General features: G+C 46.2%; 14 protein-coding genes. All 14 read right to left on the reverse strand.

Translation table 11 applies throughout. The annotated features are described in order from the left end of the window. Positions 1-61 precede the first annotated feature (61 nt). A complete protein-coding gene (locus tag B2089_RS01990; protein ID WP_296325855.1) occupies positions 62-2,017 on the reverse strand; it encodes an AMP-dependent synthetase/ligase in 1,956 nt (651 codons plus the stop codon). 63 nt (positions 2,018-2,080) lie between these two features. Further along, positions 2,081-3,247, reverse strand: coding sequence for a tRNA uracil 4-sulfurtransferase ThiI (gene thiI, locus B2089_RS01995; RefSeq protein ID WP_296325861.1), 1,167 nt, complete (start codon positions 3,245-3,247; stop codon positions 2,081-2,083). 96 nt (positions 3,248-3,343) lie between these two features. After that, positions 3,344-5,200, reverse strand: a complete 1,857-nt coding sequence (locus B2089_RS02000; RefSeq protein ID WP_296325866.1) for a hypothetical protein — start codon at positions 5,198-5,200, stop codon at positions 3,344-3,346. Between the two features lie 16 nt (positions 5,201-5,216). After that, positions 5,217-6,923, reverse strand: a complete 1,707-nt coding sequence (locus B2089_RS02005; protein ID WP_296325869.1) for a hypothetical protein — start codon at positions 6,921-6,923, stop codon at positions 5,217-5,219. A 12-nt stretch (positions 6,924-6,935) separates the two neighbouring features. Beyond that, entirely contained in the window at positions 6,936-8,174 is a 1,239-nt protein-coding gene (locus B2089_RS02010; RefSeq protein ID WP_296325871.1) for a glycosyltransferase, read from the reverse strand. Positions 8,175-8,207: 33 nt separating this feature from the next. Then, a complete protein-coding gene (priA, locus tag B2089_RS02015) occupies positions 8,208-10,232 on the reverse strand; it encodes a replication restart helicase PriA (protein ID WP_296325873.1) in 2,025 nt (674 codons plus the stop codon). Continuing rightward, positions 10,229-10,933: a uracil-DNA glycosylase gene (locus tag B2089_RS02020; RefSeq protein ID WP_296325875.1), complete on the reverse strand. Its 705-nt coding sequence runs from the start codon at positions 10,931-10,933 to the stop codon at positions 10,229-10,231. Before B2089_RS02020 ends, priA begins: the two co-directional genes overlap by 4 nt. Next, on the reverse strand, positions 10,930-11,712 hold the full coding sequence (truA, locus tag B2089_RS02025) for a tRNA pseudouridine(38-40) synthase TruA (RefSeq protein ID WP_296325877.1): 783 nt from the start codon (positions 11,710-11,712) through the stop codon (positions 10,930-10,932). Before truA ends, B2089_RS02020 begins: the two co-directional genes overlap by 4 nt. 12 nt (positions 11,713-11,724) lie before the next feature. Beyond that, positions 11,725-12,645, reverse strand: coding sequence for a DUF2225 domain-containing protein (locus tag B2089_RS02030; protein WP_296325879.1), 921 nt, complete (start codon positions 12,643-12,645; stop codon positions 11,725-11,727). Between the two features lie 18 nt (positions 12,646-12,663). Then, a complete protein-coding gene (gene acpS / locus B2089_RS02035; RefSeq protein WP_296325881.1) occupies positions 12,664-13,062 on the reverse strand; it encodes a holo-ACP synthase in 399 nt (132 codons plus the stop codon). After that, entirely contained in the window at positions 13,059-14,096 is a 1,038-nt protein-coding gene (locus B2089_RS02040) for a CdaR family protein (RefSeq protein ID WP_296325883.1), read from the reverse strand. Before B2089_RS02040 ends, acpS begins: the two co-directional genes overlap by 4 nt. After that, positions 14,074-14,889: a diadenylate cyclase CdaA gene (gene cdaA, locus B2089_RS02045; protein WP_296325886.1), complete on the reverse strand. Its 816-nt coding sequence runs from the start codon at positions 14,887-14,889 to the stop codon at positions 14,074-14,076. Before cdaA ends, B2089_RS02040 begins: the two co-directional genes overlap by 23 nt. A 158-nt stretch (positions 14,890-15,047) precedes the next feature. Then, a complete protein-coding gene (gene folP / locus B2089_RS02050) occupies positions 15,048-15,869 on the reverse strand; it encodes a dihydropteroate synthase (protein ID WP_296325887.1) in 822 nt (273 codons plus the stop codon). Positions 15,870-15,913: 44 nt separating this feature from the next. After that, positions 15,914-16,665: transketolase C-terminal domain-containing protein (locus tag B2089_RS02055; RefSeq protein ID WP_296685660.1), on the reverse strand; the 752-nt coding region annotated here is incomplete at its 5' end.

Raw genomic sequence — 16,665 nt, forward strand, 5'->3', positions numbered from 1 at the left:
TTTAGGATATTACAGGGAGATTGTCAAAGTAGCCAGACTGCAAGAATTTATGAAATATATTCTATTTAAAAATCTTCGCGATTTCTTTCTTGTAAATCTTGTTGATTTTGTGGCGCATGAGTTCCTGCTTGGCGTTGATTTCCTTGTTCAGCTCGAAGCTCTGTTTGAGGATGGCGAATTTGAAGATTCGCTCACAGGTTCTAAAGCCGGTCTTTGCGTTGTCCAGGGCGTCGATTTCACTTCGGAAGAGATTCTGGATTTCGCTTGTATCAAGAAGGCTTTCGTAAGTGTCGTAGACGATGTTGTTCTCCTCAGCGTAAGAGAGGACATTGCTCTGGTCAGGAACGATAAGGGCTCCCACATATTTTTGATCCTGCCCCACGACGACGGTTCGCTCAATATATGGGCTGGCGTTGATTGCCTTTTCGATAACAGCAGGCTCGATGTTCTCTCCGCCCAAAAGAACGATTGTGTCCTTGGCTCGTCCCACGATTTTAAGCTCGTTGTCGCAGGAAATCATTCCCAAGTCTCCGGTGTTGAGCCAGCCGTCTTTGTCGATTACGGCTTCGGTCAAATCTGGGCGTTTGTAATAGCCTTTCATAATCTGCCGGCCTTTTACGAGAATCAAGCCCCGCTTTCCCGGCTTCAAGGGCTTTCCGTCTACAATCTGGCCGTCTTTTTCGGCGACGATTTTAAGGTCAAAGCTGGGGAAAATCCAGCCTACGTTGTTGTTTCGCGGCCGTTTTGAGTTGCGCACTGAAATTACGGGCGCGGTTTCGGTCATGCCGTAGCCTTCAAGAAGACGGAAACCGATTGCGTTGAAAAAATCCTCTGTCTCTGGCTGCAAGGCACCGCCGCCGGAAATTGCCGCACGGAACTTTCCGCCGAATTTCTGCCTGATTCTTGAGAAAACCAGCTGCTCGCCCAAAAAGTGAGACGGCCACAAAAGCACGAAGGGGAAAAATCCCGTTACATAATCGATGATTCTCGGATACCAGTGATAGCGGCACTTCAAGCCCAAGAATCGCGCCTTAGACTTGTAATACCATTTTCCGAAAAGAACTGAATATTTGAAAACAAGGCGGTTGAGGGCGCTCTGCTTTTTGATTTCACGGAACAAGCCCTGGGCAACAGATTCCCACAAGCGGGGAACGGCATTCATCCACTGGGGCTGAACCAGCTGCATATCCTGAATCATTACGGAAGCAACCGGCTTAGAGTAGGCAAATCCGCCTTCAAGGGTAACAACCATATAAAGGAAGGCTCTCTCAAAACTGTGCCAGATTGGAAGAACCGTGAGCCACAAGTCCCCGCTCTGCATGAGACCAAGGACGCTGCGGCAGACTTCGCACTGAGCCAGATAATTGTCATGGGTAAGCTGAACGCCCTTTGGCAGGCCAGTGGTTCCAGAAGTGAAAATAATCGTGGCCACATCGCTTCGGTCGATATTTTCCATGCCCTTCTCTATTTCCTGCCATTCCTCTTTCGTGATGGCAGTTCCTTCTGATTCCAGCATTGAATAATAGATGACTTCTATTCCCTTTGATTTCGCGTCTTCAATGGTGGCTTCATCGGCGTGGTCATAGAGAATTGCCTTTTTGAGGGTGGGTACTTCCTCTATATTCTCCAGAACTTTCTGGAGCTGACGAGCATTCTCGAAAAAAGAAACCTCAGCCTCCACATAATTCAGGATAAAGCGCATTTCAACGCCCATGGAGTCACAGCCACGGGGAACATCGATTGCACCCAAAGCCAGCAGGGCAAAATCAGTGATTAGCCATTCCCGGCGGTTGTCGCTCATAAGACCCACACGGTCGCCTTTTTTGATTCCGATTTTTTTGAGTGCAGAGGCAAGTTCGATTACATGCTGATAGACCTGAGAATAGCTGTAGCGGACAAACATTCCGCTCTTGTTTTTGACCGCCTGCAAGGTAAGGTGTGGGCATTTTGCCACTTTCTGCTTAAAAAGAAGGGCAAGGTTATTTCCAAGATTTTTCTCAAATTTCGACAAGTCCATAGCGGGCATACCTCAAACAATTTTAATACTCTTTCATTATGACATTTTTTGTCTTTTTGTCAATCACACCTCAAACAACTTGATTTCTCGTTTTTCGAATGCCTCACGCACCAAATCGTCAACTTCAAGTTCTTTGTAAATCTTCTGAGCTTCCTCTACCGTTGAGCGCAGTACCGGGTGGCGGGGACTGAAAAGAACGCAGCAGTCCTCGTAAGGTAGAATAGAAGTCTCGTAAGTGCCGATTTCTTTGGCGATTTCGACGATTTCTTCCTTGTCGGTTCCCACAAGAGGGCGCAAAAGCGGATATTCCGCCATGCTTTCGGTACAGCTCATGTTCTCGATTGTCTGGCTTGCGACCTGACCAAGGCTCTCCCCTGTAATCAGGCAGCTCGCTCCGATTCTTTCTGCCAGCATGTTTGCCGCCTTCATCATGCAGAGACGGAGCATGAGGGTCGTGTAGTTTTCCGGGGATTTTTTCTTAATCTGCATCTGGACTTCCGTAAAGGGAATGGTGTTGATGTGGATTCTGAGCCCGTAGCCGCTCAAGATTTCCGCAAGATGCTCAACCTTTTCCCTAGCTTCATCACTTGTGTATGGATAGGCGTGGAAGTAAACTGCGTCAATGGTCATGCCACGGCGCAGCATCCTGTAGCCCGCTACCGGGGAATCCAGCCCCCCGCTCAAAAGCAGCAAGCCTTTTCCGCTCACGCCAACCGGAAGCCCCCGGAGGCCTTTAGTGCGGTTTGAGTAGACGAAGCAGCGGTCACGGACTTCAACCATAATCACCACATCAGGATTTTTTACATCCACGTCGAGGATTTTCTGATTGTAGGCAAGGCTTGCTCCCTCAGAGCAGATTCCGTAGTGGTCATAAGGGAAAGACTTGTCGCTTCGGCGGGATTCAAGCTTGAAAGTCTTGGCTCCGTTATCCCGCGCCTTAATAGCCTCTCTCAAAACTTCCTGCTTAATTGCCTCGATGTTTTTCTCAACGATAACGGCCTCTGCCCAGCCGGTGATTCCAATCAGGTGAGAAAGGGCAAATTCCACCCTCTCCTGCGCCTCATCGTCACACTCCACATAGAGGCGGCCTGCCATAAGGGAGACGCGCGCATTCACGTTCTTGAGGTAAGCCTTAGTATTCGCCACCAGCTGCTTTTCAAAAGTCTTGATATTAGAGCCTTTTAAGATAAGCTCCCCGATTTTTCCGATATAAAATTTCGTATAAGTCATAAGATTTCCTGTAATATTTTAGACGCAGATGCACGCAGATACACGCGGATAAGGTTTATATAAATCTGCGTTTATCCGCGTTTATCCGCGTCTTATTTAATAACTATATTTCATCGACACAGAGAAATAATGGTTCATGCAATCGTAGAGATTTGAAATCCACTGCTCTCTGGCCGCTTTTACCGCATTCTGCACATAGTCAGACTTTTTCAAATCTTCCCATGATGAATATGTGTTTCCGCCTGCGGTGTAAGTGCCATCGTCGTTTGCCGTATATTCAACTCCGCCCTTGTAAATGTTATTGTTCACGCCGGCGTTTTTCACATACTCGAAGGTGTAGCCTGCGCAAAGGGAGAATCTTCCGGCTCTTGTGCGGGCGAAGGTGTATTCTGCGTTAAAGCCCAGCTGTGCCACGTACATTTTATGGTCGCTGGTCATGAAGCCCAGTTTTTCCCAGGCTGAGTCCACATGTTTTCCGCTTGAAGAAGTTTCATCAGAAAACATCTGGCTCATGTAGAGAGTGCCGTTTGTGGCGTAGGTGCCGGTAGGAGCCAGCATATATTCTGCCGCTTCGTCATCAGAGAAATCCTCCGCACCGTTGGCATGGCGAATCAGGTTTCCGAGAAGAGTGATTTTTAAATTCTTTGTAGCATTGATTTGTGCGCTCAGAGAGATTTTGTCAGAATTCGGATCAAGCGTTGAGCCTATGTTAATTCCTCCGTTCGTATAATTCTGATAATTCCATGTTGATCCTGTGAAAGAACCTGTTTTATTGTCGTCATATTCCCAATGAGCGTAGACATAAGGCATGACAACCGTGTAATTAAGAGACAGTTTTGAAAAAATCGAATCGGAAGGGGCATAAATCACGCCAGTCTGAATTCCAAATCTGTTCTTTGAATCAAGATTTCCCTTGAACAGGGCATTCAAATCAATATCATCTGCAAAAAAATCAGCGGCAATCTCAAGACCTTTGACCGGCTTGAACTCAAGCAAAAGGCCCATCTGAAGATTGTCATTCGCACCGCCGATATTCTGCAAGCCCATATAGGGAGCGGGAGCGAAGTATGAAAGATTATTGTAAGGACCAAAGACGATATTTTCGTAATAAGTCACTTGGAATTTTTCATGGGAATGCCATTTTATAGCGTGAAAAGCAAGATATTTGTTAGCGCCAAGCCAGTTATCACTTGTATCACGCCCCATATTGCGGGTAGCACCGATTGTCTCATAAACCGAAGCATAGCTCCATTTTTCGCTCGTAGCATTGAATGCGATGTTCGCCGAATGATAGCCAGTGTCGTTCAAGGCAAGCCCGTCGCCATAGAAAGGTCCGAAACCCATGCGGTTCATGCCGGCAGTTCCGTAAACAGCTTCCGTACCCACAGAAGCATTTGCGTTCCATGTGACGTAATTCGTGAATGGCCCGCTCTCCGTAGGGTCAAAAATCGCGTCGGCAGGAATGTTTGTGTAAAGCGGGGAATACTCTTCAAAATCCTTTGTCTGACAGAAAAGACCGATTTTATAGGCAAATGAAACGAGGGGATGAAGAGTCGTGTCTCCGCCAATGCCAAAATTTACGATTGCGGCCTTTGTTTTTGAAGACTCAGACTCATTTTCGTATTTTTCTTTTGAGACTTTTGCCTTGCCGCTCCCCTCCGCATAAAAATTATAGGGCTTTGAGAAAATCCGCTCATAATGCTCTTTCGCCAGTTCAGAATCCCTTTCGCTTCCGTTTTCAATAACATCATTCAGGATTCGCTCCACTGTCTTTAAGGGGTATGGGCGAAGCTGCGGCAGGGTTGAAGTGACTCCCCGAAGTTCCCAGCCCTGAGCATCAGAATAGAAAGGATCGTTAATATCGACAGCAACTTGAGAGAAGATAACGCTTCCAAATAAAAACACCAGTAAAGAGACAAAAATCTTCCTCATATTGTGTGAATAATTTTTCATTTTTAACTCCTTTTTGCTAATTCTTCATTTTCGCAAGCTGAATTTTCATGGCAAGGGCTCCTTCAAAACCGAATTCGTTATTACCCCGCTCATGCAATCCGCTTGCGCCAGTCTTGTTCAAAATCACGACAAAAGAAGGCTGGAATGTAAAGGAAATGCTTTTTGTAGCCTGCCATTTTCCCCGAAGCGAGATTCTATGCGTGTATTTGGGCACGTCGGTCGGAGTCTCGGCGTACTGATTTTTTCCGTTATCTTTTGTGGGATACGCCCAATTGTCAGGCGTTGCGTCAGTCGATGAGTGAGCAGCGCGGATTTTCGCATTGTCATTGTCCGTGGAGCTGTACCATGTATCACTTGTTTTATCGTAGAAAATTGATTTCTCGGCATTATTTCCCTGAGCCATGAAGAGATAAATCAAATCAAGCGACCAAGAGCCAGGTTTTTCATAACCAATAGAAAGTTCCCCTGCGATTGTGTCCGGGCCGAAGGGAGAGCCTGTCCATTCATAGAAAATCTGGTTATCCCCGATGTTGTCCGTATAAGTGCGGAAAAATGACCAGTCCGGGCTTTGCTTGATGTAAAGGGTCGGCTGGGCGTAATATCCTTCCGCACAGATTTTCACATAGCCCTCTCCCGCCGGAATCATTGATTCAAGCCCTGCCTGTCCGCCCAAAGAGTTCGGAGTCAGGCTGTCGGCAAAATCTCGCCGCTCGTAAGGAACCTGATACTGATTCATGGCAAACATACCGTATAAACGCAAATATCTGACAGGAGCCCAATCAAGCTTGATTCCCATAAATTCACCGTTATTAGCGTCATCATCGCTGTAATCGCGCCAGGGAGCCATTCCGTGATAAATCATAAGGGGATTCGCATAACGCAATTCCCAGGGGGCATTTGTGAGAGTCGCTTCCATAAAACTGACAGTGAGTTTTTTGAAAATTCGAGCCTCAAAATCATGGAAATACATATATTTATCAACATTCAGCTGAATCGTATCGAAGGTATACTTGAAATTCGGCGAATAGAGAGAAAGTTTTCCGAAGCTGGCCCCTGTCATGTAATCAGAAAGAATGATGCTGCCTGTCTGGGTGCGGCCAAGAGACTGCTCCCCCATTCCAAGCTGAAAGGAAATTCCTGTTTTTTCGGTGAATTTGTAACCAGTAGAAAGATAACCGTAATCAGGAAAGTTTACATCGACTTCCGTGTCCTTTGTGGGAACATTGAAATAATTATCCTTGTGCAAGGTCGCACCTTTATTCTCGCCCAGATGAACTTCAGTTCCAAGGGTAAGCCAGTCTTTAACAGAAATCGTAAGAGGAACTTCAATCAGATTGTTTCGCGAATACCTGTCATATACCCAGTCGATTTCATCATTATTCTTGTAGTAGCCCTCAAGATTTACGGACGGATCAAAATCAATGCCGATGATGTCAGACTTGAAAGTAAAATTTTCCTCAGAAAAATAATCCTGAATACGCTGCCACTGGATTTTTCCGGCCGCACTCAAATTGTCAGAGTCGATTTCTCCAAGATAGGATTGTATTTCTGCAATTGTAAGAGGTGCACTATCACCAAAATTGCGGATACCAGCCTCTAGGGAAAGAGCGGTCAAAGAATCATAAACCCAATGCCCGCTGGGCACAAGCTCCTGCGCACTTCTGGCAAAAAGTGAAAAATGAAAGGCAAAAATCGAAAACAGCAGGCAAGCGAACTTTTTCATAAAAAACAACTCCTAGTCAATCTTTACGGCATCAATCGCCTTTTTTAAATCACGGTCAAAAACAGGGCTTGGAAGAGGATAGTGTTTCAACACTTCTTTATAGAAGGCAAGCGTGCGGAGTCCGTGCAGGCGGATAGAAAAATTCTTGGAGATTTCAAAACTCTCTTCGGCAAATTTCCTTCGTTTTTCGCCATCATCCACCAAATCAAGGATTAATTCGTCCATCTCTTCGTCGGTATCAGCAAGATATCCGTTCTTACCGTGAAAAACCGTGTCAGAAAAACTCTCATCCCGACGGCAGACAATGGGAAGATGGGAAAGAAGGGCCTCAAGGGCTGTCATTGAGTGCATTTCTGAAAGAGAAGTCGTGACGAAAATATCGCCAATTGAATAATATAGGGAAAGATTTTCCCAGTTGACGAAGCCCGTAAAGAGAATTCTATCAGAAAGATGAAGACGGGCCGTTTCCGCCTCAAGGGCATAACTTGCCCCTCCAGAACCAACGAAAATCATTTTAACATTCGCACGGGCCTTCAAAACCCGAACAATGACATCGTATAATTCTTCAACTCGCTTTTCCTCAACCACACGGCCAACAAATATAAGCGTAATTTCATTATCATTGATTCCGAGAGATTTTTTGAGGGCAGATTTATCTTCATCTGTTATTTTTTGAGAAAGGAAAGCCTCTGTGTCAATGGCGTTAGGAATAACAACAGAGGGCGTAAATGGAAGCATAAAGGGAGATTTAAAATATTCTCTAGCCTTGTCGCTTACATTAATGAGAGCGTAGAATTTTTTGTAGAGACGGCGGACGATTTTTCGAATGACTTTTTTTGGAACCATCCGTCCAAAGGGAAAAAGATAGTATTTGTAAAAATCTTCCCACATGGTGTGAGTCGTTGCAACCACAGGAATATGAAGAATCTTGCCGGCAGATTTTGCCGCATGAGCGATGTAAAATTCCGTGTGAGAGTGAATTATCTGAATATTGTGCTGTTTTAAGAAATCAACGACAACTTTTTTGTGGGGAAAGGCAATATACTGATTGTCGCCAACAGGAGCCGGAATTGAATAGACGCGGAGAACATTCGGGTCGTCATCTTCAGAATTTTCATAACCGTGGGGCGAGACCGTGACAATAACCACATGATGACCAAGTTCCGTAAGAATTTTACGAAGCTGAACAACAACAGTGACAATTCCGCTTTTTGTAGGCAGATATGAATCAGAAAACAAAGCTATATTCATAGAAGATATCATTTTATAGAAATAAAGAGAACTTTACAACAAGGAAACAGGGTCAACATCATACTCGATGTAGACTTCGCCGGGAGCCTTGAAATTCGCCATAAAAGTGGAAGCCATGTATTGAAGCAGACTGATTGAAGGCCCGCGGAGAATTATCTGCTGGCGGTAATTTGCGGCGATTTTTGAGAGAGGACACTCAGCCGGCCCTAAAATTTCTGTGTGAAGGGCGGCTTCCTGCAACTTTGAAGGATTTGATTTTGAGCCGTAAAGGATTTTTTTCAGGATGGCGGCAGCCCCGTTTGCCCCCGCCACCGCCTGATGCTCGCTGGGAGCGCGGAAAACCATGCGCAAGATTCGGGCGAAGGGAGGAAAAGACAGCATTTCCCGTGTTTTGACTTCGCTCTCGTAAAATTCCTCGGTCTTCCCAGCCACGGCATAGGCTATAGGCTCGCTATCGGGGCAGTAAGTCTGGACTAAAACCTTGCCGTCCGGGAAAAAGCGCCCTGCCCGCCCGGCCACCTGAGTAATCAAAGCGAAAGTACGCTCGGCGGCCCTAAAATCCGGCATGTGCAGGCCTGTGTCGGCCAGAACCACGCCTACCAGCTTGAGATTGGGGAAATTCAAGCCCTTTGCCACCATCTGAGTTCCCAGCATGATGTCATACTCGCCTTTTTTGAAAGCGTCCAGTTTTTCAGTAAGCTCCCCCTTGTGATTCAAGGAATCGGTGTCCACCCGGACGACCCTTGCATTGGGGAATTTAGCCTTCACCTCCGTCTCGATGAATTCCGTCCCGAAGCCAGAATAGCCCACATCCAAAGAGCCGCACTCAGGGCAGACCTGGGGCGGAGAGACAGAATAGCCGCAGTAATGGCAGCGAAGCCGCTTTTCGGCCTTGTGGAAAGTGAGGGAAACCGAGCAGTTCTTGCATTTAAGTTCAAAGCCGCAGGAGTTACAGCGGAAAAAGTGAGTGAAACCCCTGCGGTTCAAAAAGAGGATGGTCTGCCTTTTTTCGGCAAGGGTGGCTTCAATTTCTTTTTGCAAGACCGGGGAAATCGCTCCGTCAATGGAAAGCGATGAAAGATTCACGCACTTGATTTGAGGCATGGCTCCCCCAGCAAGCCGCCGGGTGAGGACATGCTTTTTGATTCCGCCGCTCTCCATTAAGTGCCAGGCCTCCACGCTGGGAGTGGCGCTTCCCATCAAAAGGGGGATTTTCTTCTTGCCGCAGCGGTACATGGCCACCTGACGGGCGTGATAGCGGGGAGTGTTCCCTGACTTGTAAGAGCCGTCATGCTCCTCGTCGATTATAATCATGCCCAAATCAGGAAGGGGGGCAAAAACCGCGCTCCTGGCTCCGATGACAATGCGGGCTTCTTTATTCAAAATCCTGCGCCACTCGCTCAATTTCTGGCTGGGGGTAAGGCCTGAGTGCAAGACGGCGGCAGTGTTTCCGAATCTGGAAACCACGGCCTGAATCACCTGCTTTGTAAGTCCGATTTCCGGGACAAGGTAAATCACTCCCTTTCCGAGTGCCAAAAGACGCTCGCAAACCTGCATGAAAACCTCAGTCTTGCCGGTTCCTGTGGCCCCGTAAAGATAGTGAAGATTAGAATCATTCCTAATTCCTAAAATCTCTTCAACCGCTTTTTTCTGCTCGTCACTTAAAGTCCGCGCCTTGGTCTCAGGGCTTTCTTCAAGGAAGGAAAATCCACCGGCGTCACTTTCCCGCTTACCGCCGGGCAGCATGGCGCTGATTGCCTCGCCCACTGAGCAAAGGTAGTAGCGGGAGACCCATTTGGCAAGTTCTATGATTTCTTCGTTAAAAAGAGGCTCCTCATCCAAAATGCGGAGGATTGGGCGGATTTTGCTTTCCTCAACCGGGCAATCGGCAGGCAGGGAATCGCTTTCACCCACGACAAAGCCCGTCATGCGCCTGTTTCCGAATTTTAAGTCCGCGCGGAAGCCAGTCCTGCTTTTATTCTCAGGATTTTCGCAGTCCAGGTAAGTGAAGGCCTGATTGAGAGGAATGTTCAATACGACTTGAAGGAATTTTTTCATTTATCGTAGTCAGGCACGATTCCAAGAAGAAGATTCTTAAAGACTTTCAAATCTTCCCATGCAGGGCGCTTGTTCTCAGGGGCGCGTAAAAGTGCGCTTGGGTGCCAGGTGGTCACCACAGGAATTCCCTTGTAGTCGAGGATTTTTCCGTGCAGCTTCATTACGCCCTCTTCGCTGTGAAAAAGATTCTTTACGGCAACACTTCCCGCGCACAAAATCGCCTTGGGTTTAAGGGCCGCAATCTGGGCGTCAAGGAAAGGACGGCAGGCATCCGCTTCCTCTGGCAGGGGATTTCTGTTCATAGGAGGCCGGCACTTTACGATATTGGCGATGTAACAGTTTTTGTCCCGGTAAAGCCCTATCGCTCCAAGCATTTTGTCCAAAAGCTGACCGGCAGGCCCGACAAAAGGCTTTCCCTGCTTATCCTCTTCCTCACCAGGTCCCTCTCCAATCACAAGCACCAGAGGCTTTTCAACGCCCATTCCCGGAACCACATTAAGACGCCCCGCGCAAAGACCACATCGCTTACACTCGGCGATTTTTTTATTGATATGAGAAATAGTAGAATCAGAAGAAGTAATTACAATATCGTCTTGGAATTCCGGCATTTCTCCCGCAAAATCAGGAGAGGCATAGCCGCAAAGAGAGTCTGAGGCAGTTTTGAGAAGATTATAGATTTTGATTTTGTCGTCTTTTGTCATACATGCCTCCTCTCGCCCTCAAAACTCACATCGTACAAAAATAAGCCTGTTGGCGGAGCCGTGGGGCCGGCCTTGCTCCGGTCTTTTGACTCCAGCACTTCCTTAAAATAGGCGGCGTCCTTTCCGCTTTTCTCAAAGAAAATCAGGCTTCCGGTGAGACTTCTGACCATCTTCCATAAAAAAGCATTGGCGCAAATCTCAAAGACAATCACATCGCTGTCCTTTTCGTCACGGAAAAAGCGCGCGCCCTCAATGTAGCGGCAGGTGGAAAGGCTCTGGTCTCCGGCGGCGGCAAAAGCAGCGCAGTCAAGCTCGCCCCGTAAATGCGAGGCCATTTCGTTCAGGACTTGAAGATTCGGCTCATGGTGAATCGGCCAGACATAGCGCATTTGGGAAGCGAAGGGATTTTTGGTATGAATAAAATATCTGTAAGTCCGGCTTGTGGCAGAAAATCGCGATGAGAAATCCTCCCCAACCTCTTTTGAGGCGGCAATGCGGATATCCGGGGGCAAAAAAGCGTTTATCGCGGGAACATATCTTTCCACGGGAATAGAATCAATGGGAGAAAAAAAATTCGCCGCCTGCCTGAAGGCATGAACCCCGGAATCTGTGCGGCCGCTCCCGGTGAGGGCAATGTGAGTCTTGTGGATTTTCTCTAAAGCGGTTTCGATTTCGCCTTGCACGGTACGGACAGGCTTTCCGCCGTCGCTTTTGTCCTGCCGTTGCCAGCCGCAAAAATCAGTGCCGTCATAGGAAAGGGTAAGAAGAATATTCCTCACGACAGCTCCTGCCTACTCTTCTTCTTCGTCGTCATCGCCAAAATCAATAGTGTTGGCATCTTTGATTAAGTCAGTGATTTTGTCGTAAAGATTTCGGGCATTTTCAAGGAGAGGTCCCGGTTTTGCCTTAGAAGATTTACCGAGACCGAATCCCCTGGCAATCGCACGCTTGGCCGCATCAAGTTTTTTGTAGCGGAGAGGCAGGTCATCGGTTTGACCGTATTTGTATTCAAGCAAGCCAATCAGGTAAATCATGCCGTCGTAACCATAGTTTTTGTCGATATCGGGACCAAAATTACTGACAGAGGCGAAAGTTTCGATTCTACCAGTCTCATTTATCATCGTCTGCTCGTAGAAAAAAGTTGCTTTCTGATAAAAGAGTTTTGCAACATAATCATAATTGTAACCAGGAATCGCCTCATTCAAATGATTGCAAATCCACGCAAGCCGAAGAGAAAGCATCGCGCGCTTAAAAGTTGGTGCATAAGCCAAATCAACCTTCTCATAAGAAAGAAGGGCAAGATAATACATGGCAGCACCGTCAAGAAGATTTCGCTCATGCTCAAGGTCATAATGAGGAAAAATATTCGAAACTTTTTGCTTTCGGTTATCGTCATCATCGCGCAAGGCATCAATTGAGGCTTTGTCCGTAATTTCCTCAAAATCTTTCCATAAAAAAGCAACATGGCAGCGAGGACAAGCACCAACCGAATAAATAAGAGGATAGACAGCACCATACTTTTCTGACGGGATGTAATTTCTGTGAAGCTCATCTGTCAAATCACCGGCATTCATTCGTCCGCTACCGGTGAGCATTTCCTCTTTTGCAAAATCACGCTGACAAACCGGGCAACGGCACTTAGTCTTTGACCAATATGAGAGCTTCGGCTTTTTATCCGAATCAGATTCAGCTTTTGAAGATTTTTTATACATATCACACCCCCGTACACATTAATTCTGTTCTATTACTACAGATGATACAGCATATTCTTTTTCATGTGAAATGGAAACGAACACTTTCGCACCTTTTCCACATTTTTTTTCTATTATAGAAGTCGTTTTTTCGCCAAAGTAGAAAGAAGGCTTTCCATTCTCATTTTTTTGAACACCAAAATCCGCCAGTTCAAGGCCAACGAATCCAGTTCCGAGAGCCTTTGCGAAAGCTTCTTTAGCCGCAAATCGTGAAGCATAATGCTCACAAAGAAAATGCATTCGTTTTTCAATCGAAGCAGCGTCATCAATTTTTACAATCTCGCATTCATTAAAAAATCTGGAGATAATCTCTCCGTTTCTTACCCATTTTTCAAAGCGAGAGACCTTGGCAATATCAGTTCCCAGTCCTAAAATCATCGTGCCTTTTTCTGCTCCACTTTTTCTTCCAGCATACCTGTATCAGTCTCAACAACTGTAATCTTTTCCTCGACCGCATCAGTCTGCGAAGTTGTTTGTTTTGTCGTAAATGTAATCGGAACACTTTTTGTATATCCGTCAGCAAGTGCAAATCTTTTTGGAACAGAAAAAGAAAGGGGCACATAAAAGGTTCCCGGCTCTTCGATATTTGAAGCATCAGCGGTTACAAAATTTTCATCCGGCTTAAAAGAGTCAAGAGAAACGAGGGAACCACGAAGCGTTACAGTAACATCATTCGTTACAGCGCGAACCTCAAGATCTTGAGAAAGATTTAAGACTTTTACAGGAAGTTTTGTAAATTGTTTGCTTCCATCCATTTCCTCAAGCTCAACTGTCACCGATACGGACAAATCCTCATGCTTGATGAAAAATCCCTTTTGCTCAACCTTTGTCTTAGATGTGAAATTTCTCTTTGCGTTTGATACAGTCACCCCAAGAGTATTAAGAGACTTGCAATTCTCTACCATTGTTTTAGGACCAGTAATAGCAATCTGATCCGGAACAACCGTAACATCCTTGATTCCATATCCGTAGGCAGGTTTGCCCGTTGTAAGAGGATTTATATCAACATAGGCGGTAACTTCTTCTTCAACCCGAAGACGCACTCTCTCAGGAGTAACTTTAAGTTCAAGCGGATTAAGCACGCTGGCAGAATCAGAAAGTGTAAGCAGGACAGGAAAATCATAGCTTCCGTCTTTCGCAACATAATTCAAATCAAGGTAAGCCTTTAAATCGCTTTCACGGACTTGCGCCAGCTCTTCTGATTTGCCTCTGGCAGAAACTACGACAGTACGAGGATGGGGCTCAACAGATACGAACCCATTTTTTGCCTCAAGACCAAGAGAAACCGAAAAAACTCTGGTATCTACACTCTGGTTTTGATAGATTACATAGAGAAAAACCGCAATGATAAAACAAAGTGCCTTAGGCAGCCAGTTTTCCGTAAGTTTATCAAATACTTGCTTTGCTTTCATCGATTGTATCCTCAATTGTTCGCTGAGCGGCAGAAACCTCAAGCAGATTCTCAAGCATTTTCGTGACTTGTGCAGGTTTTAAGTCATAATGGAGTTTTGAATCATAAGCAAGACTTATTGCCCCTGTCTCCTCAGAAACGACAAGAACGACGGCATCAGTCGTCTCACACAAGCCCAAAGCCGCCCTATGCCGGGTTCCGAAAGTCTTTTTGATATCATACTGCTCGCTTAAAGGCAAGAAACAGCCGGCCGCAAGTACCTTTCCGTTCTGAACGATACAAGCCGCGTCGTGCAAGGGAGTCTCATGCCCGAATATAGTGACTAGAAGAGCCGAAGAAATATCCGCATTGAGTTTCGTTCCTGTTTCGATAATATCATCCAGGCGGGTATGACGCATAAAAACGACCAGCATACCTTTTTTGAGTTTTGAAAGAGTTTCCGCCGCAACAACAGCCGTATCCACATAGGTGTGACGCGAGCGGTTTCCGAATGTAAATAAATCATTCTGACCAATTTTAAGGAAAACTTTTCGCAACTCAGGTTGGAAGACAATGGCAAAAGCAATGGCAAAACCAGGAGCGAGACTTGTTAAAATCCATAAAAGGGTGGAAAGTTTTAAGACATAGGCCACCGCGTAGAACAAAGCGACCGTAATTCCGGCCATAATAATCTGCACGGCATTCGTTCGAATAATAATTTGATAGGCCTTATACAGGAGAAAAGTGATTATACCCACATCGATAATCGGTCGAATAAGATTCCAAACCGTCTGTAATCCGTCAAACGCGTTCAATTAAAAAACTCCAGACAAGTATTATAGCGTTTTTTTGCGGATTTATCTATAATTTTTTAGGGGCAGAAAGAACTTTCTGGTGGGCTTTCCGCCATTACGCCTTTCGGCTCCAGTGCTTCGCACCCCGCAGAGCGGGTGGCTTCAATCCCCAGCCGCCATTACTCTTCAAAAAAGGCCTTCATCACTTTCAAGGAGTCTACCGCTTCCTTCACATCATGGACGCGAATCATACCAGCCCCTTTTAGCACTGAAAGAAGATTTGCCGCAATAGTGCCAGAAAGCCGCTGTGAAACCTCACGGCCAGTCACATCCCCTATGCAGGTTTTCCGCGAGAGAGCCATAAGAAGAGGATATTTTCCTTCTAAAAATTCACCGCAACGGCGCATAAGCTCAAAATTATCGGCGGTATTTTTCCCGAAACCGATTCCTGGATCCAGCCAGATTTTTTCGTCAGCGATTCCAAAAGATTTTGCGAATTCCACCCGGCTTTTAAGATATTCGTTCACCTCGTCAAAGACATTTCCGTAGACAGTGTTTTTCTGCATCGTGGAAGGATTTCCCCTCTTGTGCATGAGAATCACGGGAATTTTTGTCTCAGCGCAAAAAGGCGCGAGAGAGCTGTCGTCTTCAAGGGCGGAAATGTCGTTTAAAATATCCGCGCCAGCCTCAAAAGCCGCCTTCATCACTTCAAATTTTCTCGTATCCACCGAAATCGGAATGTCTGAGTGGCGGCGAACTTCCTCAACCACGGGAATCACCCGGCGGATTTCTTCTTCACAGCTCACATAATCGCTTCCCGGCCGGCTGGATTCCCCGCCAATGTCAAGGATTTCCGCTCCCTCGTCAACAAGGCGCAAAGCCTCATCCGCGCCCCCCCTGCTCTTGTCAAAAAAAGAATCAGGAGTAGCGTTCACGATTCCCATTACAAAAGCCGGAAGATTAGTTGAGATTGTGCGATTTGAAAGATGCAGTGTTTTCATAAATTCCTCACAGAGTTCACAGAGGTTATCTGCGTCTATCTGCGTTAATCCGCGTCTAATAATTTTTTAACGATTTCCCCTGCGGAAAGACCGGCTTCTTCAAGAATCTGTGCCCTTGTTCCCTGAGAGAAAAATTTTTCAGGGAAGGCAAAAAGGCTCACATTCTTGAAGCCGTGCTCAAACAGAAGATTTTCCAGATACTCGCCGATTCCGCCATTTTTTACTCCGTCCTCAATCACCGCCACCCTGTCATATTTTTTTGCCAGCGAGAGAAAATAGTCTTCATCAAGGGGCTTTATAAAACGAAGGGTGTAAATGTCGGTGTTTTTGCCTTTCTGAAGAAGATTTCGGGCGCAAACAAGGCACTCATCTAGGATTCCGCCAGTACAGACGAGCAAAATCTTTTCGGCTGAGCGGGAAGTCTTTTTTTCCTCATCAGAAATGGCAAGTTCTGAATCAAAATTCACGCTGAGGTTGGGGGCAAATTCTGAATTTTTAAGAAGAACTCCCCGTCCCTCAACAAAATTCCCCTCAAAAGAAGGAAGCTCGCTAGGACAGGAAAGTTTTGGATAACGGATTGCCACCGGTCTTTTTGCGTTCACTGCCCACATAAGGCAGAGGCTCAAATCAAGGGCCGTGGCAGGAGAAAGCATCGTCATATTGGGAATCGGTCGCAGAAGGGCGATGTCAAAAATTCCCTGATGAGTTTCTCCGTCTCCTGGAACTGCCCCGGAACGGTCAAAGCAGAGAATCACATGATGGTCAGAAATAGCCACATCATGGATAATCTGATCGA

It is taken from the genome of Treponema sp. UBA3813 (assembly GCA_002368605.1).
Lineage (GTDB): Bacteria > Spirochaetota > Spirochaetia > Treponematales > Treponemataceae > Treponema_D.